This is a genomic window from Actinocrispum sp. NPDC049592 (assembly GCF_040675465.1).
Lineage (GTDB): Bacteria > Actinomycetota > Actinomycetes > Mycobacteriales > Pseudonocardiaceae > Kibdelosporangium.
Genome location: NZ_JBFAPA010000017.1, coordinates 166,683 through 192,217, shown reverse-complemented (window position 1 = coordinate 192,217; position 25,535 = coordinate 166,683). Strand labels below are relative to the sequence as shown.

Here is a 25,535-nt window from a genome sequence, read left to right as displayed (position 1 = left end):
CTTTGGCTAGACTGCGTCTTTGCTCTGCCCACTTTCCGTGCGCCCGTAACTGAGAGCTAGGATGATGGGCATCAAGCACCCTTGACAGTTGCGTTAGTTGCCTGCTAGCGCGGCCGCTCAACCGCTCATTAGTCCTGGAAGGACGCATCTTGGCAGTCTCCCGCGCGACCGAAGCCACTGCTGCGACCAACTCCATGTCCGGAATCCCAGGTGCGCCTCGCCGCGTCTCGTTCGCCAAACTGAGCGAGCCGCTCGGCGTGCCCAATCTGCTCGACCTGCAGATCCAGTCCTTCGAATGGTTCACCGGTGCCGAGGCGTGGTTCCAGCGCCGCGTCGACGCCGGTGACGAGAACCCCGTCGGTGGTCTCGAGGAAGTACTGAACGAGATCTCGCCGATCGAGGACTTCTCCGGCTCGATGTCGCTCTCCTTCTCCGACCCGCGCTTCGACGAGGTCAAGGCCTCCGTCGAGGAGTGCAAGGACAAGGACATGACCTACGCCGCACCGCTGTTCGTCACCGCCGAGTTCACCAACCACACCACTGGCGAGATCAAGAGCCAGACCGTGTTCATGGGTGACTTCCCGGTGATGACCAACAAGGGCACCTTCATCATCAACGGCACCGAGCGTGTCGTGGTGTCCCAGCTGGTGCGGTCGCCCGGCGTGTATTTCGGCACGTCCGTCGACAAGACGACCGACAAGGACGTCTTCGACACCCGCATCATCCCGAGCCGGGGTGCCTGGCTGGAGTTCGACGTCGACAAGCGCGACACCGTCGGTGTCCGCATCGACCGCAAGCGCCGTCAGCCGGTGACCGTGCTGCTCAAGGCGCTCGGCTGGTCGACCGAGCAGATCCGGGAACGTTTCCACTTCTCCGAGACGCTGCTGGCGACCCTGGAGAAGGACCACACGGCGGGGACTGACGAGGCCCTGCTGGACATCTACCGCAAGCTGCGCCCGGGCGAGCCGCCGACCAAGGAGTCGGCACAGACGCTGCTGGAGAACCTGTTCTTCAAGGACAAGCGGTACGACCTGGCCAAGGTGGGCCGGTACAAGGTCAACAAGAAGCTGGGCCTGACCGAGCCGTTCGACGTCGGTGTGCTCACCGAAGAGGACATCGTCACCACGATCGAGTACCTGGTCCGCCTGCACGCCGGTGAGACGATGTTCGTCGGCAAGGACGGCCGGGAGCTGCCGATCGAGGTCGACGACATCGACCACTTCGGCAACCGCCGGCTGCGCACCGTGGGCGAGCTGATCCAGAACCAGATCCGGGTCGGCCTGTCCCGCATGGAGCGCGTCGTCCGCGAGCGGATGACCACCCAGGACGTCGAGGCGATCACGCCGCAGACGCTGATCAACATCCGTCCGGTGGTCGCGGCGATCAAGGAGTTCTTCGGAACCTCCCAGCTGTCGCAGTTCATGGACCAGACCAACCCGATCGCGGGTCTCACCCACAAGCGCCGCCTCTCGGCGCTGGGTCCGGGTGGTATCTCCCGTGAGCGGGCCGGCATGGAGGTCCGTGACGTCCACCCCTCGCACTACGGCCGGATGTGCCCGATCGAGACGCCGGAAGGCCCGAACATCGGCCTGATCGGCTCGCTGTCGAGCTACGGGCGGGTCAACCCGTTCGGCTTCATCGAGACGCCGTACCGCAAGGTCGTCGACGGCCGGGTCACCGACCAGATCGACTACCTGACGGCCGACGAAGAGGACCGCTACGTCAAGGCGCAGGCCAACTCGCCGACCGACGCCGACGGCAACTTCATCGAGGAGCGCGTCCTGGTCCGCACCAAGGGCGGTGAGGTCGAGTTCATCGCGCCGAGCGGTGTCGACTACATGGACGTCTCGCCGCGCCAGATGGTGTCGGTGGCCACGGCCATGATCCCGTTCCTCGAGCACGACGACGCCAACCGCGCCCTGATGGGTGCGAACATGCAGCGCCAGGCGGTGCCGCTGCTGCGCAGCGAGTCGCCGCTGGTCGGCACCGGCATGGAGCTGCGTGCCGCGGTCGACGCCGGTGACGTGGTCGTCGCGGGCAAGGCCGGTGTGGTCGAGGAGCTGTCCGCGGACTTCATCACGGTGATGGCCGACGACGGCACCCGCCAGACCTACGGCCTGCACAAGTTCCGCCGCTCCAACCAGGGCACGTGCATCAACCAGAAGCCCATCGTCAACGAGGGGCAGCGGGTCGAGGTCGGCCAGGTGATCGCGGACGGGCCGTGCACCGAGGACGGCGAGATGGCGCTGGGCAAGAACCTGCTCGTCGCGATCATGCCGTGGGAGGGCCACAACTACGAGGACGCGATCATCCTGTCGCAGCGTCTCGTCCAGGACGACGTCCTGACCTCGATCCACATCGAGGAGCACGAGATCGACGCGCGGGACACCAAGCTCGGCGCCGAGGAGATCACCCGGGACATCCCGAACGTCTCCGAGGAGGTCCTGGCGGACCTGGACGAGCGCGGCATCATCCGGATCGGTGCCGAGGTGCGCGACGGCGACATCCTCGTCGGCAAGGTGACCCCGAAGGGCGAGACCGAGCTGACCCCGGAGGAGCGGCTGCTGCGCGCGATCTTCGGTGAGAAGGCCCGCGAGGTGCGCGACACCTCGCTGAAGGTGCCGCACGGCGAGACCGGCAAGGTCATCGGCATCCGCGTGTTCTCCCGCGAGGACGAGGACGAGCTGCCCCCGGGCGTGAACGAGCTGGTCCGCGTGTACGTGGCGCAGAAGCGCAAGATCCAGGACGGCGACAAGCTCGCCGGCCGGCACGGCAACAAGGGCGTCATCGGCAAGATCCTCCCCGCGGAGGACATGCCGTTCCTGCCCGACGGCACCCCCGTCGACGTCGTGCTGAACACGCACGGTGTGCCCCGTCGTATGAACATCGGCCAGATCCTCGAGACGCACCTCGGGTGGCTGGCCAAGACGGGCTGGAAGATCGACGGCAACCCGGACTGGGCGTCCAAGCTGCCCGAGGACCTCTACAGCGTTGAGCCGGACACGAACACCGCGACCCCGGTGTTCGACGGCGCCAGCGAGGCGGAGCTCACCGGTCTGCTCGGCTCGACCCTGCCCAACCGGGACGGCGAGCGGATGGTCCAGGAGAACGGCAAGGCGGTCCTGCTGGACGGCCGCTCCGGCGAGCCGTTCCCGTACCCGGTCGCGGTCGGCTACATGTACATCCTGAAGCTGCTGCACCTGGTGGACGACAAGATCCACGCCCGGTCGACCGGCCCGTACTCGATGATCACCCAGCAGCCGCTGGGCGGCAAGGCGCAGTTCGGTGGCCAGCGCTTCGGTGAGATGGAGTGCTGGGCGATGCAGGCGTACGGCGCCGCCTACACCCTGCAGGAGCTGCTGACGATCAAGTCCGACGACGTCGTGGGCCGCGTGAAGGTCTACGAGGCGATCGTCAAGGGCGAGAACATCCCGGAGCCGGGTATCCCGGAGTCCTTCAAGGTGCTGCTCAAGGAGCTGCAGTCGCTGTGCCTGAACGTGGAGGTCCTCTCCTCCGACGGCGCCGCGATCGAGATGCGCGACGGGGACGACGAGGACCTGGAGCGCGCCGCCGCGAACCTCGGGATCAACTTGTCCCGCAACGAGTCACCGTCCGTTGACGACGTCGTGAACTGACCTCGCCGGGGCAGGGGCACGTGCGAGCGTGCCCCCGCCCCAGGCCCGAGCCCCCGAATCTGCTGTCTTACAACCAAAGGGGAGAAGAACCGACGTGTTGGACGTCAACTTCTTCGACGAGCTCCGAATCGGCCTGGCCACCGCGGACGACATCCGTCAGTGGTCCTACGGCGAGGTCAAGAAGCCGGAGACCATCAACTACCGCACCCTCAAGCCGGAGAAGGACGGGCTCTTCTGCGAGAAGATCTTCGGTCCGACCCGCGACTGGGAGTGCTACTGCGGCAAGTACAAGCGGGTCCGCTTCAAGGGCATCATCTGTGAGCGCTGTGGCGTCGAGGTGACCCGCGCGAAGGTCCGCCGTGAGCGCATGGGCCACATCGAGCTGGCCGCCCCGGTCACGCACATCTGGTACTTCAAGGGTGTGCCGTCCCGGCTGGGCTACCTGCTGGACCTGGCGCCCAAGGACCTCGAGAAGATCATCTACTTCGCGGCCTACGTGATCACCGGTGTGAACACCGAGCTGCGGCACAACGACCTGCCCACGCTGGAGTCCGAGATCGGGGTCGAGCGCAAGCAGGTCGAGGCCAAGCGGGACGCCGACATCGAGGCGCGGGCCCAGAAGCTCGAGGGCGACCTCGCGCAGCTGGAGGCCGAGGGCGCCAAGAGCGACGTGCGCCGCAAGGTCAAGGAGGGCGGCGAGCGTGAGATGCGCCAGCTGCGCGACCGGGCCCAGCGCGAGCTGGACCGGCTCGACGAGATCTGGAGCACCTTCACCAAGCTGGACATCAAGCAGCTGATCGCCGACGAGCTGCTCTACCGCGAGCTGGTCGACCGCTACGGCGACTACTTCACCGGCTCGATGGGCGCCGAGGCCATCAAGACGCTGGCCGGCAACTTCGACGTGGACGCCGAGGCGGAGAACCTCCGCGAGACGATCCGCAGCGGCAAGGGCCAGAAGAAGCTGCGCGCGCTCAAGCGCCTCAAGGTCGTCGCGGCCTTCCAGGTGACCCGCAACTCGCCGATGGGCATGGTCCTGGACTGCGTCCCGGTCATCCCGCCGGACCTGCGGCCGATGGTCCAGCTCGACGGTGGCCGGTTCGCCACCTCGGACCTCAACGACCTGTACCGCCGGGTGATCAACCGCAACAACCGGTTGAAGCGGCTCATCGACCTCGGCGCGCCCGAGATCATCGTGAACAACGAGAAGCGGATGCTGCAGGAGGCCGTCGACGCGCTGTTCGACAACGGCCGCCGCGGTCGTCCGGTCACCGGTCCCGGTAACCGGCCGCTGAAGTCGCTCTCGGACCTGCTGAAGGGCAAGCAGGGCCGGTTCCGCCAGAACCTGCTCGGCAAGCGTGTCGACTACTCGGGCCGTTCGGTCATCGTGGTCGGCCCGCAGCTCAAGCTGCACCAGTGCGGCCTGCCGAAGGCGATGGCGCTCGAGCTGTTCAAGCCGTTCGTGATGAAGCGGCTGGTCGACCTCAACCACGCGCAGAACATCAAGTCCGCCAAGCGGATGGTCGAGCGGGCCCGCCCCGCCGTGTGGGACGTGCTGGAAGAGGTCATCACCGAGCACCCGGTGCTGCTCAACCGCGCACCGACGCTGCACCGCCTCGGTATCCAGGCCTTCGAGCCGCAGCTGGTGGAAGGCAAGGCCATCCAGCTGCACCCGCTGGTCTGTGAGGCGTTCAACGCGGACTTCGACGGTGACCAGATGGCGGTGCACCTGCCGCTGTCGGCCGAGGCGCAGGCCGAGGCCCGGATCCTGATGCTGTCGTCGAACAACATCCTCTCGCCCGCGTCGGGCCGTCCGCTGGCCATGCCCCGTCTGGACATGGTCACCGGTCTGTTCCACCTGACCCGGCTGGACGAGAAGGCGCCGGGCGCCGGCCTGGCGTTCTCCTCGCCCGCCGAGGCGATCATGGCCTTCGACCGCAAGGTCATCGGCCTGCAGGCGCCGGTGAAGATCCGGATCAAGAACCGGCAGCCGGGCCCGGGCATGCAGCCCGAGGGCTACGAGCCGGGCAGCACGTGGCTGGCGTCCACGACGCTGGGCCGGGTGCTGTTCAACGACCTGCTGCCCGAGGACTACCCGTTCATCAACGAGCCGATGCCCAAGAAGCGTCAGGCCGCGATCGTGAACGACCTCGCCGAGCGGTACCCGATGGTCACCGTGGCCCGGACGCTGGACAAGCTGAAGGACGCGGGCTTCCACTGGGCCACCCGCTCCGGTGTCACCATCGCCATCTCCGATGTCGTGGTGCCGCCGAACAAGTGGGAGATCCTGGACCAGTACGAGCTCAAGGCCGAGGCGGTCGAGAAGCGCTACCAGCGCGGTCAGCTCTCGCACGCCGAGCGCAACAACGAGCTGGTCAAGGTCTGGTCGCAGGCCACCGACGAGGTCGCCAAGGCCATGGAGGACTACTTCCCCGACGACAACCCGATCCCGACGATCGTGAAGTCGGGCGCGGCGGGCAACATGACCCAGGTCCGGTCGCTGGCCGGTATGCGTGGTCTGGTGTCCAACCCGAAGGGTGAGTACATCCCGCGGCCGATCAAGAACAACTTCCGCGAGGGCCTGTCCGTCGGTGAGTACTTCATCGCCACGCACGGTGCCCGCAAGGGTCTGGCCGACACCGCGCTGCGGACCGCCGACTCGGGTTACCTGACCCGTCGTCTGGTGGACGTGTCGCAGGACGTCATCGTCCGCGAGATCGACTGTGGCACCAGCCGCGGCATCATCATGCCGATCGGTGAGAAGGGTGCCGACGGCCGTGTCCTGCGCGACCAGCACGTGGAGACCAGTGTCTACGCGCGCACGGTGGCCGAGGACATCCTGGACGGCGAGGGCAACATCATCGTCAACCGCGGTGACGACCTCGGCGACCCGGCGCTGGCCAAGCTGATCGAGTCCGGCATCGTCAAGGCGAAGGTCCGCAGCGTGCTCACCTGTGAGTCCGCCGTCGGTGTCTGCGCCATGTGCTACGGCCGCTCGATGGCCACCGGCCAGCTGGTCGACGTGGGTGAGGCCGTCGGTATCGTCGCCGCCCAGTCGATCGGTGAGCCCGGTACGCAGCTGACCATGCGTACGTTCCACCAGGGTGGCGTCGCCGGTGACGACATCACCACCGGTCTGCCGCGTGTCCAGGAGCTGTTCGAGGCCCGTCAGCCCAAGGGCAAGGCGCCGATCGCCGACGTCGACGGCCGCGTGCGGATCGAGGACGGCGACCGGTTCTGGAAGATCACGCTGATCCCGGACGACGGCAGCGAGGAGATCATCTTCGACAAGCTGTCGAAGCGTCAGCGGCTGGCCGCGACGCCCGACGGCCCGCTGGCGGACGGCGACCACGTGTCGGTCGGCCAGCAGCTGCTGGAAGGTACGCCGGACCCGCACGAGGTGCTGCGCGTCATGGGTCCGCGTGCGGCCCAGCTGCACCTGGTCGAGGAAGTCCAGAAGGTGTACCGGGCACAGGGTGTGTCCATCCACGACAAGCACATCGAGGTCATCGTCCGGCAGATGCTGCGCCGGGTGACGATCATCGACTCCGGTTCCACCGACTTCCTGCCCGGCTCGCTGCCCGAGCGCGCCGACTTCGAGTCGCAGAACCGGCGGATCGTGGCCGAGGGCGGCGAGCCCGCCTCCGGCCGTCCGGTGCTGATGGGTATCACCAAGGCCTCGCTGGCCACCGAGTCCTGGCTGTCGGCGGCCTCCTTCCAGGAGACCACGAAGATCCTGACCGACGCGGCCATCAAGGGCGCCTCCGACAAGCTGATCGGCCTGAAGGAGAACGTGATCATCGGTAAGTTGATCCCGGCTGGTACGGGCATCAACAAGTACCGCAACATCCAGGTCCAGCCGACCGAGGAGGCGCGGGTCGCCGCTTACGCGATCCCGTCCTACGACGACGGCTACTACACCCCGGATGTCTTCGGCACCGGCACCGGCGCAGCCGTCCCCCTGGACGACTACGACTTCGGCCGCGACTACCGCTGATCCACATCTGATCGAGGGCGACGGCCCCCAGCGTGCTGAGACGCTGGGGGCCGTCGCCCGTTATATGGCCGGAACATGTTCGCATCAGCACTGCCTCAAGGGCCGGAGGAGCCGGGCACCACACCCCAGGCGGATCCCGACGCGCATCGCCGCATGCTGCGGCGTGCCGACCAGACGTTGCGCACCGGGGAAGAACCACCTGGCGCGGTCTCGGCCGATGAGGTGCAGGCGCTGATCCAGGAGCGGCTGGGCCGCTAGGTGTATCGCGTCCTGACGGACAGCGAGGCGATGAACGACATCGTCGCGCTGCCCGCAAAAGCCTTTGCCTGCTACGCCGAAGTCCTTGGTGTGCTTGAACTCGCGCCGAGCCCTACAACCGGGCGAAGCCGGACGGGCCCATGCGCCGGCTCGTGTTCGGGCCCGAGGGCACAGGTGTGGTGACGTATCTGATCCTCGAAGACCAGCACCATCCCAACCGAACCCACACGCCCAGCCCTTCGGCGCCCTCAACCACGCTCAGCCCATCCGCGTCCCGAACGGCACCGCCAGCGCGCTGGCGCTTGGTATCAGGCGGTGCACGCGAATCGTGCCTCGCTCATCGACTCCCAGAACTGCGCCGTCAGCCCTCTGCGTGCCCAGTCCAGTGCGCCCGATCCGTGCCTCACCCACCGCGCGCCCAGTTCATTGGCGGTGGGGAGTTGGGTGGTGCACGCGGATCGGGTCACCTCATCGGCGCCCGAAACGGCGCCGCCAGCCCATCGGCACACCTTGTTAGACGCTCTCTCCGTGTCCACAGCTTCCCTTGTGTTCGTAACGCTGTGGACAACCCATCGTCTCCGCCGCCGAACTGTCGGTGCCGATCACTAGGCTGGATATCGGGGGGCCGAGGGCCGCCCTCGCCCAGAATCGAGCCCCCGTGGGTCCGGCAGCCTCAGTCCGGCATCGCGAATCGGGTCGGCGGTCGAGCCCGAACGGGTAGGGTCCGGGGGTGCCGACTTTTACTGGGGTGGATGGCGCTTCGCTGCACTATGAGGTGGTGGGGGTGGGGGCGCCGGTTGTGGTTTTGCATGGTGGGGCTGGGCTGGATCCCGTGTATCTGGGGGATTTGGCTGGGTTGAGTGCTGGGTATCAGCTCATTGTCGTTCAGCTGCGGGGTGTTGGGCGGTCTCCGCTGCCCGCCGATCCGCTGGACGGGTCGTACTGGCGCCAGGCGCGGGATCTTGAGCTGCTGCGCGAGCACCTTGGCCTGGAGTTGCTGACGATCGTCGCGCATTCGGCCGGGACGAGGCTCGCGTTGGCTTACGCCGCACAGTATCCCGTCGGGCCGATGGTGTTGATCACACCGCCGTCGGCTTATGTGGTCGACGTGCCCAGTGACGTGGATATCTTGCTGGACAAGCGAAAGGACGAACCGGGGTTCGCGGCCGCGCTCAAAACCAAAGCGCAGGGCCCGGATGTGAACGCCGGTGACGACGCCTTCAACGAGTGGCATCGTGCGGGCGCGATGGTGGGGTACGCCGCGTGGACCGAGGTGGAGCAGGAGCATTCCCGCATCGGGAAGTTCAGCCTGCAGGCGGCGTTGAACTACTTCAGCGTCGACCCGCCCGAGGATTTCCCGGACCGGCTCAGGAAAGTGCAGTCGCCGGTCCTGGTCATCGCCGGAGCCGACGACTGCACAACGGGTGTCAGTCAGGTTGTCGCGTTGTCGATGTTGTTCCCGCGGGGTGGCATCGCGTTGATCGACCGGTGCGGCCACTTTCCGTGGGTGGAGCGGCCGAAGGAGTTCCGCGAGGCGGTGGATGCCTTCCTAGGCGCGGGGTTCCCACCGGAAGTAGCGGACCGCGACCGCCCCGAACACCACTAGCCACAACACGCAGCCGGCCGCGCCGATCACCGGTGACCCACCGGACCAGCCCTTGGTCACCAGCTCACCGGCGCCGACCACCGGCAGCAACCCGCCGAACTCGTGGGTCTGCACCAGAATCAGCCCGCCGACCCCGGCCATCAGCACCGGGACGGCCGTGACCTGCGTGGCCTCGACACTCCGGCTGAACGCGGCGGTCGCGATCCCGCCCAGCATCCCGACGGCGACCCCGGCCAGCACACCCACCAGCACGAGCAGCACGTTCCCGGGCATCGGCGCCCCCACCGCCAGGCAGAACCCGAAGAACACCACCGTCTGCACCGTCCCGACCAGCGCGATCGGTGCGCCCACGCCGATGTAGATGTCGTTGTCGGTGAGTTCGGTGGTACGCAAGCGCTTCAACACCAGAGCCTGCCGCCGCGCGGTGAACACGGTGGTGCTCACCATGTAGACCGACAGCATCATCACGATGATGAACTGGCTGCCCAGCAACGATCCCCACCGGTCCGGCGGCATCCCCTCCTTGCTGAACCAGGTCATTGCGCACATCAGCACCGGCACCCCGAACACCGAGAACGCGGTGATCCGCCGCCGCAGCAACAACTTGAGCTCGAACAACGCCAGATGCAGTGTCATCACGCCCCCTTGCTGACCGCGAGGAACACTTCCTCGAGCGAACCCTGCGAAGCCGCAACGTCCGGCAGCCGCACCCCGTACCGGTCGGCCCACCGCAGCAGCGCGTACAGGTCCTCCTGCACCTGCCGCGTCTCCACCACCAGCGTCTGACCATCCACAGTGGATCGTCCCAGGAACGCGGGCAAAGCGGGAACGTCGAACGGCAGCGACGCGGTGATCCTAGACGGCGCCCCGGCGAGCACGTCGGACAGCGGCCCGGCGACCTGGATCCGGCCCTGGTGCATGATCGCCACGTGATCGGCGAGCGACTGCGCCTCGTCGAGGTAGTGCGTGGTCAGCAGGATCGTGCTGCCCGAATCGCGCAACGCCCGCACGGTCTGCCAAAGCCGTTGCCGCGACTCGGGATCCAGCCCGGTAGTGGGCTCGTCCAGGATCAGCAGCGGCGGCCGGCCCCACACGGCCAGCGCGAAGTCCAGCCGCCGCTGCTCACCCCCGGACAGCTTGTCCACAGCCACATCCCGCCGCCCCAGAAGCTCCACTGTGGACAGCAGTGCTTCAGGATCGTCGGTGCGGCTGCGCAGTCCACCCCACAGGTCCAACGTCTCGGCCACGGTCAGCTCACCGACCAGGCCGGAGCTCTGCAGCATCACCCCGGTCCGGGCGCTCAGCCGTGTCCGGTCGGTGACCGGATCCAGGCCGAACACCCGCACCCGGCCACCCGCGGGCGACCGGAACCCCTCGACCACCTCGAGTGTGGTCGTCTTGCCGGCACCGTTCGTGCCGAGCAGCGCGAAAATCTCCCCCTCGCGCACGGTGAGGTCGATCCCGTCCACCGCGGCGAACGAGCCGTACCGGTATCGCAGACCGGACACCTCGATCACGTTCATGCCATGAACCCTGCCGGAGCGGCCCGGTCGCGGGGCAGTCCCCGGCGTCATGAGCTGGCATTACACGTGTCATGTGGTGTTACGGTCGGTGTCGTGTCCGAGACGAACGCGTTGGAGCCGCTGCGGCGGTCCACGAGGAACACGCTCGTGGTCACCGTGCTCACCTTCGGTGCGCTGCCGACCCTCGCGCTGACCTCGCACTACCCGGGGCCGCTGCACACCGCACTTCTGCTCGGCGGGGTCGTCGTCTTCCTGGCCCTGCACGGGTTCCGCCTGTCGCGGGCGGTGCGCGGGCCGTGGGTGCCGTTCCCTGCCTGGCAGTCGTGGGCGCAGCTGGTGTATGTGATGGCGCTCAGCTTCTACGGCTTCTGGCTGGACGTGCAGATCGGGATCATGTCTGTGCTGCTGGTGGGGTTGGCGGCGACCGAGTTCGCCATCGGCCGCGACTGGCGGACGGCCTGGTTGCACATGGGGAGCGCGGCGGTGGCCGAGGGGGTCGTCGCGGCGACCGCGGTGGCCTTGTTCGCTCCCGATGGTTACCCGCTGGTGATGGGCTTGTCGGTCGCCGGGGTGATGGTCTTCTCCTCGTACTGCATCTCGATCGCGTTCCGGCAGTGGGAGCGGACCTTGTTGCTGGACAAGGCCCGTCAGCAGGCCGCCGAGCTGGCGACCACCAAGGAACGCCTGCGGCTGGCCGAGGATCTGCACGACATCCTGGGGCACGCACTGGAAGTGGTGTCGTTGAAGAGCGAGCTGGCGGTCCGCCTCGGCCCCGTCGACCAGGAACGATCGCTGGCGGAGATGGTCGAGGTCCAACACCTGGCGCGCACCGCCCTCGAGGACGTGCGCGCGCTGGTCCAGGGAAACCGCCCGACGGACCTCGGGAACGAGCTGATCGGCGCGCGGAAGTTGTTGACCTCAGCGGGAATCGAGTGTGCGTTCGACGCGAACGCCGATCTGGTCAGCCAACGCGAGCTGCTCGGCCGGGTGCTGCGCGAGGCGGTGACGAACCTGTTGCGCCACGCCAATGCCCGCAAATGCGGAGTGTCCCTTGTGGTCACCAACGCGGAGGCCACCCTCCGGGTGTGGAACGACGGAGCCCCAGAAACGGCTGCGGGCAACGGTTCCGGCCTCACCGGGCTGGCCCGCCGAGTCGGCGAGGCAGGCGGCACGTTCACCGCCGGGCCGGTCGCCCCGGAGTCCTTCGAAGTGATCGCGACGGTGCCGGCGTGATCCGCATCGTGCTCGCCGACGACGAGCAACTCACCCGCCAGGCGGTGGAGACCCTGCTGAACCTCGAACCGGACCTCGAAGTGGTCGCCGGCGTCGACGACGGCGCCAAAGCCCTCCTGGCGGTGGCCGAGCACAAACCCGACATCATCGTCCTCGACCTCGAAATGCCCACGATGGACGGCCTGAAGACGCTGGAACTGCTGGGCGACCAGACAGTGCGTGGCGTGATGCTGACCCGCCACGCCCGCCCAGGTGTCCTGCGCAGAGCGTTGTCCCTGGGCGCCAAGGGTTTCCTCGCCAAAACCGCGCCCGCCTCACTGCTGGCGGACGTGATCCGCCGCGTCCACGCCGGAATGCGTTACGTCGACCCCGAGTTCGCCGCCTCCGCCCTGGCCGAGGTCGACTGCCCCCTCACCGACCGTGAGCTGGAGATCCTCCGCATGGCCCAGGACGACCGCACCGCCACCGACATCGCCCGCGCCCTGCACCTCTCCGCCGGCACAGTGCGCAACTACATCTCCGCCGCCATGACGAAACTCAACGCCCGCAACCGGAACCACGCCGCCGCCATTGCCCGCGACCACGGCTGGATCTAGTGTCCCGCGCGGGCGCCAGGCCCTAACTGCTGAACGGGAAGCTCTCCAGGAAGGACTCCGAGCGGTCCGGTTCCCCGGCGAACTCGTCGAACGCGCAGTTGGCCAGCGTGCCGATCTCCTTGCTCAGCTCCAGCTGCCCGACCAGGTCCGCCGAGATCGTGGCGTACTCGCACGAAAGGCCGACGAGGGAACCGGTGAGGAAGCCAGTGGTGGCGCTGTCACCGGAGATGGTGATGGCCTTGGCCACCGTGGGGTGGAACCGGTGGTCGCTCTCCGAAGCGCGGATCGCGATCGCCAACGCGCCCATCGCGGTGTTGCTGTCGCCCAGTTCCGCCAGCACCTCCGGGGTGAGCGGCCGTTGGTCGGTGAGCACGCCGTCGACGGCTTTCGTCAGCGCGGCAAGCACTTCCTCGTGGTGGTCCCACTTCACCAGCACCGCCCGGGCCGCGTCCACGGCACGCAACCGGTGGTTGCTGGACATCAGGTAGTTCACCATCACCGCGTACGCACCCGCGGACAGGTACGCGTTGGGGTGCCCGTGGGTGAGCATCGCTATCCGGGCGCCGAGGCCGAACACGAACTCGGGGTCGTCGCTCCACAACGCGGCGACGCCGGCGACGTTCAGGGCCGCGTTGCCCTGGGACGAGTTGACCGGCTCGTCTGATATGCCCTCGAGGTCGTCCAGCACCCGTGCGCGCAGGGCCTCCAGGGTGGTCCGGTCCGCCCAGCGGCGCACGTACAGCTCGGTGTGCGTTGGCAGCCAGCCGTTCTGCTCGGCCAGCAACCACCGGCGCAGCGCGTGGATCACCTCGTACCACGGGTCCGTCCGATACCGGAACCACGTCGTGCGCAGGTGCGCGCGGATCATCGCGTCGACGCCCATCAGGGTCTGTTGCACCGGCGTGATCAGCGCGCCCGGCCTGCCGAGAACGCCGGTGAACTCCGCCGGGCCGGACTCGCCGTACTTGCGCACGATGGCGTCCGGCTCGTCGAACCGGACGGCCGCGCCCAGCGCCCCGCCGACCGCGCCGCCGTACAGCCAGCCCCAGATCCGGTCGCGTTCCTTGATCGGCACGTCACTGGCCTTCCGGGCCCGCGGCGGCTTCGGACAGCACGACGATCTGCCCGGCCGGCAGGTACGCCGACATCCGGCGCGGCAACAGGTACGCCTGCGCCCCGTGCGGCTGCTGCTCGGTCGGCGGCAGCACACAGGAGACCAGGTTCCACTTGCCGTTCAACCGGATCCGCCGCGGCACCGGGGAGATGTCGCCCTCCGGCGGCAGGATCCGGTCGAACGGCGTGCCCACGGCGTAGATGTACGCGGTCTCGTCGGTGCCGAACACGTCGGCTTCGAAGTCCTCGACGTTGATGTAGTGCAACTCGGTGAAGTAGCTCAGGTGCGGGTCGGGCGGTGTCGGCTGGGCCAGCACCTCCCACGACTGCATGATCTCGCCGGGATCGCGCTGCAGGTCCGGGTAGTTGTGGTACAGCTGGCCGATGAGGTACACCGACGCCATCGACGCCGTGTCGAACACGGTCTCGAACTCGCGGCGGTCGTCGCGTTCCCAGTACCAGAAAGCCACGTAGTGGTCGCCCTCGCGGAGCAGGCACCAGGCCTGGTCGCGGACCTTGCCGATGCTGTAGCGGCGACGGCTGATCTGGTAGCGGATGGCGAAGTCGGCCACCACGTACAGGGCGCGGTCCAGGTCGTCCTTGACCGTCGCCTCGTTCTCCGGCCGGTCCCACGCCACCGAGTTCGCCCGGTCCATCGCGATGCGGGTCACCGAGCGCGGCAGTTCGTAGTTGCGTGACCGGATGTGGTCGACGAAGTCCGGCGGCGGTGGCACCTGGTACGTACGCAGGTAGTACGCGGCCGCACCCGACCAGACCCACTTGCCGTCGGTGAGGAACGCCATCGGGACGTTGTCCCTGCGCTCCGGGTCCAGCAGGTCGGTCACCAGGCCGCGCGAGGCCATCACGACGAACCCGTTGTCCATGTAGGACAGCAGCGCCTCCTGCTCGGCCGCGGAGATGGCCGGGCGGTAGTGGTACGGGCGGTTGTGCGCGTCCATGCCGTCGAACAGCCTGGTCTCCAGGGAGTACGGCTTCTCCGGAGCCGGTACCGGCGGCGCGTAGGGCGGCGTGACACCGAGCAGATCCTCGTACCCGAGCAGCGCGCGCTCCCGCAGCCAGTCCGGGATGGCGCTCGCTTTCCTTGGCAGGTAACGAAGATCCTCGAAGTAGTCGGCCGCGGACAGTCCCGGGTGCTCGTCGTGGCCGTATTCGATCGTCGCCGGGGCACCGCTGTCCACGGCGTACTTCGCGGTGAACCAGGAGCCGTAGCCGGGGCGGTAGGCCATCATCCGCAGCCGGTGGAACCACTGGCCGACGATCGCCGGCGGCGACCAGTACGACTCGGTGCCGTCCGCGAGCGTCATCTTGGCGGTCAGCGTCATCTCCCGGCCCGCCGCCGCGCACTCGATCTCGACCCGCCGCCAGCCCGAGGGGGCGCCACCGGCCACCGCCACGGTCAGGTCGGTGACCAGCCTGTCGGTGTTCGGCACCGGCGGTTCCTCGCGGACGTTCACCGCCATGGGGAACTGGGGCCGGACGTGCGTGACCTCGGCCAGGGTCCGCCGCTGCACGACCAGCTCACCGGACAGCACGCCCTGCATCGGGTCGGGATGCTCGATGCCGAGGACGGTGAACTGGAAGATCGACTCGTGCAGGCCGAGCCCGGCCCGCAGGACGAAGGTGCCGTCGTCGAGCTGCTCGAACTCACTCGACGGGGTCGACCCCGCCGGGGCGACGAGGTCGATGGCTCCCTCGGACTCGGTGGTCCGGTACGCGTACAACTGGCCGCGATGCATCACCAGGTGCGCGGTGCTGGTCCGGACCTCATCGCCGGTAGGTTCCCCCGCGGTCCCCATCAGACTTCGTTTCCTCCGCTAAGGCCCAGTGCTGGGCGGTGTCCATCCAGAATGACCGTCATCGCAGGAACTCCTCCGCTTCCCGGCGAAGCCCCGGCGGGGCCGCTTCCCAGGTCGGCGAGGCGGTGAACCTGCCCAGCGCGGCCCGTTTGTCCTCGTCCGGATCCGAAGCCGACAGGCCGAGCACCGGCCACAGGTCCCGCAGGGTGCGCGCGGGCAGGTCCCAGCCTGTCGTGCGCAGCCAGTTCTCGTTGCGCCACTCGGTCTCGTAGCTGGGCCGCTTCTCGACCGGGAACGTACGGCGTCCGGCCACGTAGAACCCCACGGAGCCGGCCGCCGCGGCGGCCTCGTCGGCCAGCCTCGCGATCTCCTCGTCCGGCACGTCGGCGTCTTCGGGCGCGTCCACGCTGAAGTGCCAGTGATCGACGGAGTCCCGCCACAGCGTCAGTGACGTTGAGTCGATGTTCGCTGCGGGGCTGCCGTTGTCGGGGTAGTCGCGCGAACCGAACTGCTCGTCCTCCAGGTCGGTCAGCCGACCGGCCCGCCGCAACCCCAGCCGCTCGCGCAGGGCGGTCAGCCCCTCCTGGTCCAGCCGCCCGGTCAGGTTCAGCACCAACCGTAGTTTCCGCTTGCTCATGCGTCTCCGACCTCGTGCACGATGTCCAGCGTCGCCGATCCCGTCCCGGCCAGCACGACGAACTCGATCTGCCACAGGCAGCCTATGCCGGTCTGTGGATAGGCCAGGATCGCTTCGCGGGGCACGCGGGCGGCGATGATCACGCCGAACCGCTCGTGGCTCTCCAGCCAGTCCGCCGCCACCTGGCGGTCACCGGTCCACGCCGAAAGCGGCCGCTGCGGCGGCATTTCCATGGCGGTCCCTGGTTGCTGTAGTGCCCACTGTGGACGCTCGTCCAGGTTCCACGAGTAGCCGCGGTACAGGACGAGGTTGTTGACACCCCGCTCGGCCAGCGCCCGTTGGGTCTGCTCGTACTGGACCCGCAACAGTTCCCGGTGCACGTCGCCGTGCGCGGCGACCTCCTCCTGGACCCGGCCGCTGAGCTCGTCGCTCATCCGCCAGTCCTGCGTGCGGCGCAGGCCGAACTCGGCGACCGCTGCCTCCTGGATCGCCAGCGACCGGACGTTCGTGCCGTTCGAGTCGTGTGCCCAGGACATGATCAGCTCGCTGACCGCCATCTCCCTGAGCAGCCGCTCGATCCCCGGATCGTCCATCGGCCGCAGGTGGTCCGCGGCGTGCCGCGGGTTCTCCGGATCCAGCTCGGAGCGGTGCAGCAGCTCACCGCCCATCGAGGGATACGCGGGGTTGCGCATCGCGAGCACGTAGTCGCCGTCGCCGATGCGGTGCAGCGTCTCGGGGTTCACGTGCTTCTCCGCGGCGGCGGGCAGCAACTTGTCGAGCGGCGCCGTCATCCGGTCGGTGACGGACTGGATGACCTTGGTCTTCGCCTCCTCCGACCGCGTCACGGTGCCGTCCTGGTAGACGATGTCCCTGCTCAGGTCCCGCGACCAGTCCCGCTGCGCCGTCGACTCCGGCGGCACGGCGTCGGCCGGGCCGGGCTCGGCCGGCTGACCGCCACCGCCGGGCGGCAGGTCCCCTTCGGGCCGCTGCACGATCCAGTCCGTGTCCTGGAAGTGCACGTAGAAGCCCTTGTGCGACATGTCCAGCGGGCCGCCCTCGTTGAAGACGGCGTACGACATGTCCCGGCCGGTGCGCGCGGTCCATTCCTGCTTCCACCGCAACAGATGCGGGTACTCGCGCTCGACCAGCTCCTTCAGCAGGTACCCGTGGTCCTTCGTCAACGGCTTGGTGGTGGTTTCCGGGTCGTACGCGGCCGCGGCCCGGTCGAACATCTCGCGCGAGGAGATGTTCAGGTCGAAGTCACTCGGCTCGTCGAGACCCAGCTTGTGCATGGCGTCGAACGGGCGGCTCGTGGGCCGGTCCGGGTCGTCGCCCAGCCACTCCCGCAGCTTCGCCTGGGCCTCGGGACTGTTGCGCACCTCGTCGCAGTCCAACGGCTTGTGCACACCCGAGAAGAACTCCGCCCCCGAACCTCGCATCCGGATATCCACCCGGTTCGGGTCGATCCCATCCCGGCGCAACGCCTCCAGCAGCTCGACCCGCCACTCGCGGTAGGTCTCCCTGGTCATACCCAGCGGCGCCTCCCGCGCCATCCAGGCACTCACCTGGTCTTCGGTGACCCCGATGAAGTCCAGGTCCCGCTGCTTGATCACGTAGCCGTTGCCCGGGTCGGACGGCCACTCGTGCGGGATGTTCGCCGGGGGCTCCGGGTCGATGTCCCACGCCGGTCGCGGCTCGTCGCGGTGTTCCGGTTGAGGCGCGGCATCCACCTGGTGCCGGGCGTCGGGCTGATGTTGGGTGTCGGCTTCGTGCTGGGTGTCGGGCTGGTGCTGGGCATCCGGCTGGTGCTCGACGTCCGGCTGGGTCTGGGCGTCGGGCTGATGTTGGGTGTCGGCTTCGTGCTGGGTGTCGAGCTGGTGCTGGACATCCGGCTGGTGCTCGACGTTCGGCTGGTTCTGAGCGTCGGGCTGGTGCTCGGCATCCGGCTGGTGCTCGGGGTCTGGCTGGTGCGGGATGGCTGGGTCCGATGCGCCGGCCGGTTCGTCGCCGCGGATGTAGGCGGTGGGTGCCTCTGCGGGCAGTTCGCCGCCCCAGGTCGGCGGGCGGCCGGGCGGGAACGGCCGGTGCAGGGTGTCGGCCGTGTGACCGTTCTCGAAGACCCGCCACGCCCCGTTCGGCGGCCACTTCGGCTTGGGGTTGTGGTCGTCGATGGAGATGTTGTCCGCCGCGAACGTGTTGCCCTCGTTGTCCACCCACGAGTCCGTGGTGGGCGCGATGACCCGGTGCCCGGACAACTCGGAGAGCCGTGCGGCGAACCCATCCGGCAGCTTCCCGGTATTGCACCCGGTGAGCACGATGTCGGCCGGAGGATGCTTGGGGAAGTACGGATTGCCGTCGATCATGTTCCACAGATGCTCGGGACTGATCGGCGTGCCACCCGCACGGGTACTGGTCTCGTTGCCGTGCAGATCGACCACGAACTGCCCGTCGACATTCCGGACCCCACTGGCAGTCCCGTACTGACCATGGTCCCGCGACCCAGGCCGATCAAACACAGCCATCCCCGCAGGGCTGCGCCACACATAGTCGCGAATGGCGTTCATCGGATGACCCCGCAGATCATCCGGCAGGAACCGATCGTCCGCCCCCTCAGTGTGAGGAAGCGTCAGCTCATCACCCAACGGGGTGAGCGACTCCGACCGCGGCCGCTCGACAACCGCCGACTCGAACCGCCGAGGAGCACCGGCATCACCAGTCCCCGGCACCTCCACAGGCGCGTCGTAACGGGCGTGGACGAGGGTGGGCTCGTCCGAGCCAGTGACCGTGTCGGCAAGACCCTCCGACCCAGTCGGCCCGAACGAGTGCCCCTGCCACGGCCCGGAAAGCCCAGACGGATACGACTGCCCGCCATCCCAATCCCGCCGCTGTCCACTGTAGACACCCGGTTGTGGGGATTGGTACGGCTGGGCCTGGTATTGCTGCGCGGACGGCTGCTGCCGCGGTTCGCCGACCGGCTGCTGAGACGTAACCGGCTGACTCTGCCAGGGCTGCTGCGTGCCCTGCTGCGCCTGCGAACCCTGCCATGGCTGTTGGGTGGGTTGCTGTGCTTGGGACCCCTGGATGGGGTGCTGCGTCTGCGACCCCTGAGCGGGTTGCTGTGCGTGCGAACCTTGCCATGGCTGTTGGACGGGCTGCTGTGCTTGCGAACCCTGGGTGGGATGCTGTGTCTGCGGCCCCTGGGTGGGTTGCTGTGCGTGCGGCCCCTGGGTGGGGTCCTGTGCGTGCGAACCCTGCGTTGGCCGTTGGGTCTGCGAACCTTGCCACGGTTGTTGGGTCTGAGGGCCTTGCTGCGGCTGTTGAGTGCGTTGCTGTGCCTGCGCGCCCTGCTGGGACTGTTGGGCGTCTGGCTGCGTCCGCAGACCCTGTTGCGGTTGTTGGGCGCGCTGTTGTTCTGGACCGCCTTGTGTCTGCCCCATCTGCTGGGCCGGAGCACCCTGCTGAGCGCGCTGTTGTTCCAAAGCACCGTGCTGTGGGTGTTGTGTTTGCGGGCTCTGCCACGGTTGTTGGGCGCGGTGTTGTCCTTGCTGGGTCTGCCGGAGCGGAGGTGGCTGCTGGCCATACGGCAGCCGACGGTCGTGCGAGGACGGTGCCTGCTGCCCCTGCGGAGGTTGCTGTCCCAGGCCCGGGTGAGGCTGTTGCCCCTGGAACTGACCCTGCCCGGGCACGCGCTGTTGCCCCTGCTGGCCAGGCAGGCCCTGCGGCGGCTGCCCATACGGCTGTCCAGGCTGGGGCTGCCCTAGCTGCTGCGGCTGTCCCACCAGAGGTTGGCCTGGTTGTTGCGGCTGTCCCGCCATGGGATGGCCTGGTTGTTGCGATTGCCCGTACTGAGGCTGGCCAGGTTGCGGCTGACCAGGCTGTTGCTGCGGCTGTCCCGCTAGGGGTTGGCCCGGTTGCGGTTGCCCCTGCTGCGGGTGGCCTGGCTGAGGCTGACCCTGTTGCTGAGGCTGACCTGGCTGTTGCTGCGGTTGTCCTGCCTGAGGTCGGCCCTGTGGTTGTCCTGCTTGGGGTTGGCCTTGTTGCTGCTGCGGCTGTCCGGTCTGCGGTGCGGGTGGGCGTTGCTGGGCAGGCGGTACCTGGGTGGGAGGCTGGTTTCCCGGCCAGGGGCGTTGAGCCTGCTGCGAGTACTGGCCGCCGGGCTGCTGCCCGTATGTCGGCTGGTTGCCTTGCTGGGGCTGGTACTGCTGGCCGGATGGAACCTGGTTGCCTTGCTGGTACTGGCCTTGCTGTCCCGGCTGCTGCTGAAGACCTTGCTGTGGCTGGTATTGGTGCTGGGCCGGTTGCGCCTGCGGATACCCCGGTTGCGGCCTGGGCTGGTAGGACGGCCGACCGGGCTGACGCTGGTCCGTGCCTTGCGTCGTCGACTGGCCACGTGGAGGTTGGTAAGGACTCGGGACCTGGTGTTGGCCTGACGGCTGGTGTGCCGCTGCGGCAGGGACTTCCTGCAGCTGGATGTGGTACACGCCGTTGGCGTCCGGGCCACCGCGGCCGATGACCTTGAACTGCGTGCCGCTCGGGAACAGCACCTCGCCCTCACCGGGATTGTGCGACACCATCGAGATGTCGCGGCCGGTGAGCGAGTTGACGTACAGCACGACCGGGCCGGGGAAGGGTTTGTGGCCCGGTTTGCTGGTGCTCAGGAACGCCCGTTCGGTGACGATCGTGCCCTGCTCGTAGAGGGCGGCACGCAGCGCCCCGTGCCTGGTGCGGATCCCGCGCACAACCTGGCCCCGGTACGGCGGGAGCTGGTTGAGCGCCGAGTTCACCACCTTGATCATCGCTTCTTTGCTCTGCAGCACAGGCAGGTTGTTCTCCCGCAGTGCCCGGTTGATCTCGTCGAACGAGTGGTGCGCGGTGTACCCGCGCAACGCGATCAACTGGTCCTTGGGGATGTGCTGCAGGTGCGGGTTACGCGCGATGATCTCGTCGATCTTCTCCGCGTCCCGGTCCCAGAACTCGTCGCCGTACCCGGCCCGCATCTGGGCGACATCGTCGGGGGTGGCGCGGAAGTCGTGACTGTTCTCGAAGAACAGCGGGGCGTCCGCGGGCGCCAGTGGCGCGGGCTCCGACTTGCCGAAGTCGCTGAGGTCGTCCTTGTGGACGGTCGGTTCAGGGTCCGGTGGGTCGGGTTGCGCGTGCTGGGACGGGTTCAGCCGGTCGGTGATGGGCGGGGAGAACTTCTCCGGGTCCATGTCCGTGCCCGGCATGTGCTCACCACGGCGATGCGCGTTGCGCGGACCGTCCTCGCGCATGTTGCGCCAGTCCGGTGTGGTGCCCGGCGCATGCGGCTGGGTGTGCGGTGTCCGGCTGCCATCCGCCTTGAAGGTCGCCCACTCCCCGTCGGGCGGCCAGCCGGGCCGGAAGTCCGTGCGCTTGCCGTCCAGGATGGACGAGCTGGCGAACACGTTTCCGTTCTCGTCGGTCCACGCGTCCTTGGTGGGCGCGGTGACCTCGGCATTGCCGCCGAGCTCCCGTGCCACCTGCGCGGCGAACCCGTTTTCCTTCTCACCGGTCCGGCAGCCGAGGAGCAGAACCGGCTGCTCACCGTCCCAGCCCGCGGCCTTGATCGCCTCAGCGGTCTCCCGCGCGCTGATCCCCCGCTCACCCGCGACCATCCGATCGGCCGAGCCATGGCCGTCGACCACGAAGTGCGTCGGGTGCGCGACCCGCTGGGCGGACTGGCTGAACGCCGGGAAGTTGTGGCTGTGCTGGTGGAACACGATGCCGGACGGGGTCCGCCGGATCAGCGGCTCCAGATCCTTGAGGTGCTCCGGCATCCGGACCGGATCGTCCAGCAACGGCGCGCGCCGAGGCTCGTGCCCCGCCGGCGGCTGTGCATCCCCAGCGAACCCCGTCGCAGGCCCACCCGGCGTCGGCGGATCACCTTGATGCGGCGAACCAGGCTCTGGATGTCCGGTGCCCGTGGTGTCCTGGGAGTCTGGGCCGGGTCGTCGTTCGGCGCTGGGGGTGTCGCGGGGGTCTGGGCTGGGCCGGTGGGCGGAATCCGGTGCGGGGCCGGGATGTTGTTCGGTGCCCGCGGTGTCCCGCCCCGGCTGGCGGGTGGGGTCGGGTGTGGTCCTGGAGTCTGGACCGGGTTGGTGTCCGGCGCTTGGGGTGTCCCGGGAGTCCGGACCGGCGGGGGTGTTCCGTGGGTCTGGTCCCGGCCTGCGGGTGGGGTCTGGCGGGATGCGAGAGTCCGGACTGGGGCGTTGTCCAATGCTCGGAGTGTCGCGGGGGTCTGGGCCGGGCTGACGTCGGGGGTCCGGTGTGGTGCGGGACTGTCCGGCGTCCGGTGTGGACTGTGGGCCCGGCCTGTTGCCTGTGTCCTGAGCGGACGAGCGGGGGTGTGGGCTGGGGCGCTGGCCTGTGTCCGTTGTGGACCGTGGTGGAGCGCCGGGTGGTTGTGTTGCTGGGCTTGGCTGAGGCCTTGGCGACTGGTCAGGTGCGTTCCGGTGAACCGGCTGCGCGGGAGTTGCCGTTGCGCGCGGGTACGGGCTTGGCCGTTGGCCACCGGGATCCCCTACAGGCGACGGCCCTTCCCCCATCGCAGCGGCATCGGGGCGGCGCGTCGGCGTCTCTTGTGGACCGCGCGGACCCGCAAGCCCCTGCGGGGGCGCTACCGACTGCGCACTGACATCCTGGCGGGTCTGCTCGTCTCTGTGGGACGCCTCCGGCCCGGTCGTCCTGGCGGGGCCGCCGGTCGTGTGCGGACTAAGACCACCCGTGGATGGCGTAGGGGGACCAGGCGTACCTGCCACAGGCGCTGGAGGGTGGCTGGCGGGTGACGGCGCCGGGGTCGATGTGCCGCTGGTGGGTGACGGGCCGCCGGAGCCGGTGGCGGAGGAGGACGGGCTGCCACCGGGATGCGGGGTGCTGCCAGCTGAAGGCGGCGGTGTTGCGCTGCTGGTGGGCGGCGCATTGCCGGGACCGGCTGCTGCGGATACGGGGCTGCCAGCTGGAGATGGAGTGCTGCTGGTGGGTGGCGGGTTGCCGGGGCCGGTGGCGGAGGACGAGGGGCTGCCGTTGGGATGCGGGGTGCTGCCCACCGAAGGTGCAGGTGTTGCGCTGGTGGTGGGCGATGGACTGCCGGGACCCGCAGGACTGCTGCCGGGGTGCGAAGTGGTGGCGGGCGTGGCGCCGGTTGTCGGCGACGACGGGTTGCCGGAGCCGGATGCGGGGCTGCCACCCGGAGAGGAAGTGCTGCTGGTGGGAGAGGGACTGCCGGTGCCAGTCGCGGAGGACGCTGGGCTGCCAGCAGACGGGGTGTTGCTGGTGGGTGACGGGCCGCCAGCGCTGGACGCAGGGCTGCCGGGACTGGGCGCAGGGCTGCCGGGACTGGGCGCAGGGCTGCCGGGACTGGATGCGGGGCTGCCGGAGCTGGATGCAGGGTTGCCAGGGCTGGATGCGGGGCTGCCGCCAGAGGATTGGGTGCCGCTGGTGGAGGGTGCCGCACTGCTGGAGGGTGTCCCGCTGCTGGAGGCTGCCGGTGCGGCATTGCTTGGTGGCGCCGCACCGGAGGGGGCGCTGGCCGTGGCGCCTGGGGTGGCGGTCTCGGCCGGTTGGTTGTGCGCGGGGGTGTCTGGGGGTGGTTCGGGGGCGAAGCCCGAGGTGGCCACCGAGTCGTCTTTGGACGGACGCGGGTCCGGAGTGGACTCCGGCGACGACGCGGAGGACGAGGACGAAGGCGAGGGCGACGAGGAGGACGTCGAGGCAGAAGACGCCGACGGGTTCTCGGTGTTGTCCTGAGTAGACCCGGTGGGGTCCATGCGGCTGGTGATGTTCGTGCCGCTGTTGACGTCCGGGACCGTGGTCTTCGCCGTGTGGATGTCCGAGATGTGGCCCTTGCCGCCCTCGAAGGCGCCGCTGACGGCACCGGAGGTGGCGCCCTTGGCCACGTCCTCCAGGCTGAAGTTCCCCGACATGGCGCCCTCGACCGCGGTCGACGCGGCGCCGGTGACGCCTTCCTCGATGCCCTCGCGGACCATGGCCTTGCCGATACCGGGCAGCGCCTTGCCCAGCCCGCCCTCGGCCACGTCGGCGGCGATGTGGCTGCCCTCTTCGCCGAGCACCTTGCCGAAGGTCTTGCCCATCCCGGCCGCGACCCCGACGCCGACCACACCCGAGATCGCCCCGGACTTGGCCGCGTCCAGGGTCTTGCTGACGTCGAAGTCCTGCCGGGTGCCCTCCGCCATCTGGAACAGCTGCACGGCCCCGTCGATGGCCACGTTCGAGGCGACCTCGGTGGCCACGCCCACCGCCAGCCTGCGCAGCAGGCTCTTGCCCGCCTGGTCGCCGACCGCCTTGATCAGCCTGCGGATGATCGTCATGATCACCTGGCGGCAGCCCATCTGCGCGACCGGGATACCGGCCGTGGAGGCGCCGAAGGTGGCGAACGCGGCGGCGATCATCGCGGCGATCTGGATGACCAGGGCGATCAGCGACGCGATGATCGAGAGCTTGGCGTACTCGATCTCCATGGCGCAGTTGCGGCAGGCCTTGGCGAGCTGCTCGGAGCCGGATTTCAGCTGGGGGAACGCCGCGTCCTCGCCGTTGACGAACTTCGCCCAGAACTCGTCGAAGGCCTTGGCCGCGTCGCCTTCCATGTGGCTGCGGGCGTCGCGGACCGCCGAGGTGGCCGCGGTCATCGCCGACTCGACGTCGCGGGCGGCCTGGTCCCAGGCGTCGGCGAGGCGCAGGACCGCCGTCTCGTCACCCTTCGGCCAGTCGGAGCCCAGCACCCATGGCGAGATGGTCTTGACGAACTCCGGAACCTCGATGCCCATGTCAGACCTGCTGGTTCTTGAAGGTCTGCGCCGCGCCCTGGTCGGTCTGCTGGGTCCGGTCGGCCTGGGTCTTGAGGTTGTCGGCGATCTGGACCAGGGCGTTGGCCACATCGGACACTGCCTGGCTGATCGCGTCCGCGGCCGGGACGTAGTCCTTCGCAAACGCTTGCCCGGTCTCGTCGTCACCCCAGCAGGGGCCCTCGGCCTGGAGTTTGCGCAGCAACGCGGCCGCCTTGCCCTGGAACTCGGTGCCGGCCGGCCGCAGCCTGCCCGCGCCCGCCCGGACGCCGTCCGGGTCCATCTCCATCGGCGACCCCGAGCC

At 68.7% G+C, this 25,535-nt stretch carries 13 protein-coding genes; 6 read left to right on the top strand and 7 right to left on the bottom strand.

Going from position 1 to position 25,535, the window contains the following annotated elements; translation table 11 throughout:
- The first annotated feature begins 149 nt into the window (after positions 1-149).
- From AB0J95_RS35840 to AB0J95_RS35825, 4 genes are all read left to right on the top strand, one after another.
- Positions 150-3,635, top strand: coding sequence for a DNA-directed RNA polymerase subunit beta (locus tag AB0J95_RS35840; RefSeq protein ID WP_364768272.1), 3,486 nt, complete (start codon positions 150-152; stop codon positions 3,633-3,635).
- 94 nt (positions 3,636-3,729) lie between these two features.
- Entirely contained in the window at positions 3,730-7,629 is a 3,900-nt protein-coding gene (locus AB0J95_RS35835) for a DNA-directed RNA polymerase subunit beta' (RefSeq protein WP_364768269.1), read from the top strand.
- Between the two features lie 75 nt (positions 7,630-7,704).
- On the top strand, positions 7,705-7,887 hold the full coding sequence (locus AB0J95_RS35830; RefSeq protein ID WP_364768266.1) for a DUF6247 family protein: 183 nt from the start codon (positions 7,705-7,707) through the stop codon (positions 7,885-7,887).
- Between the two features lie 730 nt (positions 7,888-8,617).
- On the top strand, positions 8,618-9,493 hold the full coding sequence (locus AB0J95_RS35825) for an alpha/beta hydrolase (RefSeq protein ID WP_364768263.1): 876 nt from the start codon (positions 8,618-8,620) through the stop codon (positions 9,491-9,493).
- Here AB0J95_RS35825 and AB0J95_RS35820 read toward each other — a convergent pair.
- Positions 9,437-10,129 (bottom strand): hypothetical protein, encoded by a 693-nt coding sequence (locus tag AB0J95_RS35820; RefSeq protein ID WP_364768260.1) that lies wholly within the window; start codon positions 10,127-10,129, stop codon positions 9,437-9,439. The genes AB0J95_RS35825 and AB0J95_RS35820 overlap by 57 nt on opposite strands.
- Positions 10,129-11,016: an ABC transporter ATP-binding protein gene (locus AB0J95_RS35815; protein ID WP_364768257.1), complete on the bottom strand. Its 888-nt coding sequence runs from the start codon at positions 11,014-11,016 to the stop codon at positions 10,129-10,131. Before AB0J95_RS35815 ends, AB0J95_RS35820 begins: the two co-directional genes overlap by 1 nt.
- A gap of 93 nt (positions 11,017-11,109) precedes the next feature.
- Between AB0J95_RS35815 and AB0J95_RS35810 the strand changes: the two genes are divergently transcribed.
- Both AB0J95_RS35810 and AB0J95_RS35805 read left to right on the top strand, forming a co-directional pair.
- Complete coding sequence (locus tag AB0J95_RS35810; RefSeq protein WP_364768254.1) at positions 11,110-12,249, top strand: histidine kinase; 1,140 nt, start codon at positions 11,110-11,112, stop codon at positions 12,247-12,249.
- The gene (locus AB0J95_RS35805; RefSeq protein WP_364768251.1) at positions 12,246-12,845 is read left to right on the top strand and encodes a response regulator transcription factor; all 600 of its coding nucleotides are present in this window, start codon (positions 12,246-12,248) and stop codon (positions 12,843-12,845) included. Before AB0J95_RS35810 ends, AB0J95_RS35805 begins: the two co-directional genes overlap by 4 nt.
- Positions 12,846-12,867: 22 nt before the next feature.
- On the opposite strand, the gene AB0J95_RS35800 is transcribed toward AB0J95_RS35805, so the two are convergent.
- From AB0J95_RS35800 to AB0J95_RS35780, 5 genes are read right to left on the bottom strand one after another with little or no spacing between them, the layout of a single operon-like run.
- Positions 12,868-13,920, bottom strand: coding sequence for an ADP-ribosylglycohydrolase family protein (locus AB0J95_RS35800; protein ID WP_364768248.1), 1,053 nt, complete (start codon positions 13,918-13,920; stop codon positions 12,868-12,870).
- A 1-nt stretch (position 13,921) separates the two neighbouring features.
- On the bottom strand, positions 13,922-15,775 hold the full coding sequence (locus AB0J95_RS35795; RefSeq protein ID WP_364768245.1) for a hypothetical protein: 1,854 nt from the start codon (positions 15,773-15,775) through the stop codon (positions 13,922-13,924).
- A gap of 58 nt (positions 15,776-15,833) precedes the next feature.
- Complete coding sequence (locus AB0J95_RS35790; RefSeq protein WP_364768243.1) at positions 15,834-16,412, bottom strand: hypothetical protein; 579 nt, start codon at positions 16,410-16,412, stop codon at positions 15,834-15,836.
- Positions 16,409-25,213 carry an ADP-ribosyltransferase domain-containing protein gene (locus AB0J95_RS35785; protein ID WP_364768240.1) on the bottom strand — a complete coding sequence of 2,935 codons (8,805 nt, stop codon included), beginning with the start codon at positions 25,211-25,213 and terminating at the stop codon, positions 16,409-16,411. The genes AB0J95_RS35790 and AB0J95_RS35785 overlap by 4 nt, the downstream gene beginning before the upstream one ends.
- 1 nt (position 25,214) lies before the next feature.
- Entirely contained in the window at positions 25,215-25,520 is a 306-nt protein-coding gene (locus tag AB0J95_RS35780) for a WXG100 family type VII secretion target (RefSeq protein WP_364768237.1), read from the bottom strand.
- Positions 25,521-25,535 lie beyond the last annotated feature (15 nt).

Excerpts from the sequence above, each read along its gene's own strand:
- AB0J95_RS35830 (WP_364768266.1), top strand. The coding sequence starts at position 7,705 with ATGTTCGCATCAGCACTGCCTCAAGGGCCGGAGGAGCCGGGCACCACA.
- AB0J95_RS35820 (WP_364768260.1), bottom strand. The coding sequence starts at position 10,129 with ATGACACTGCATCTGGCGTTGTTCGAGCTCAAGTTGTTGCTGCGGCGG.
- AB0J95_RS35815 (WP_364768257.1), bottom strand. The coding sequence starts at position 11,016 with ATGAACGTGATCGAGGTGTCCGGTCTGCGATACCGGTACGGCTCGTTC.
- AB0J95_RS35795 (WP_364768245.1), bottom strand. The coding sequence starts at position 15,775 with ATGGGGACCGCGGGGGAACCTACCGGCGATGAGGTCCGGACCAGCACC.
- AB0J95_RS35790 (WP_364768243.1), bottom strand. The coding sequence starts at position 16,412 with ATGAGCAAGCGGAAACTACGGTTGGTGCTGAACCTGACCGGGCGGCTG.
- AB0J95_RS35785 (WP_364768240.1), bottom strand. The coding sequence starts at position 25,213 with ATGGGCATCGAGGTTCCGGAGTTCGTCAAGACCATCTCGCCATGGGTG.
- AB0J95_RS35780 (WP_364768237.1), bottom strand. The coding sequence starts at position 25,520 with ATGGAGATGGACCCGGACGGCGTCCGGGCGGGCGCGGGCAGGCTGCGG.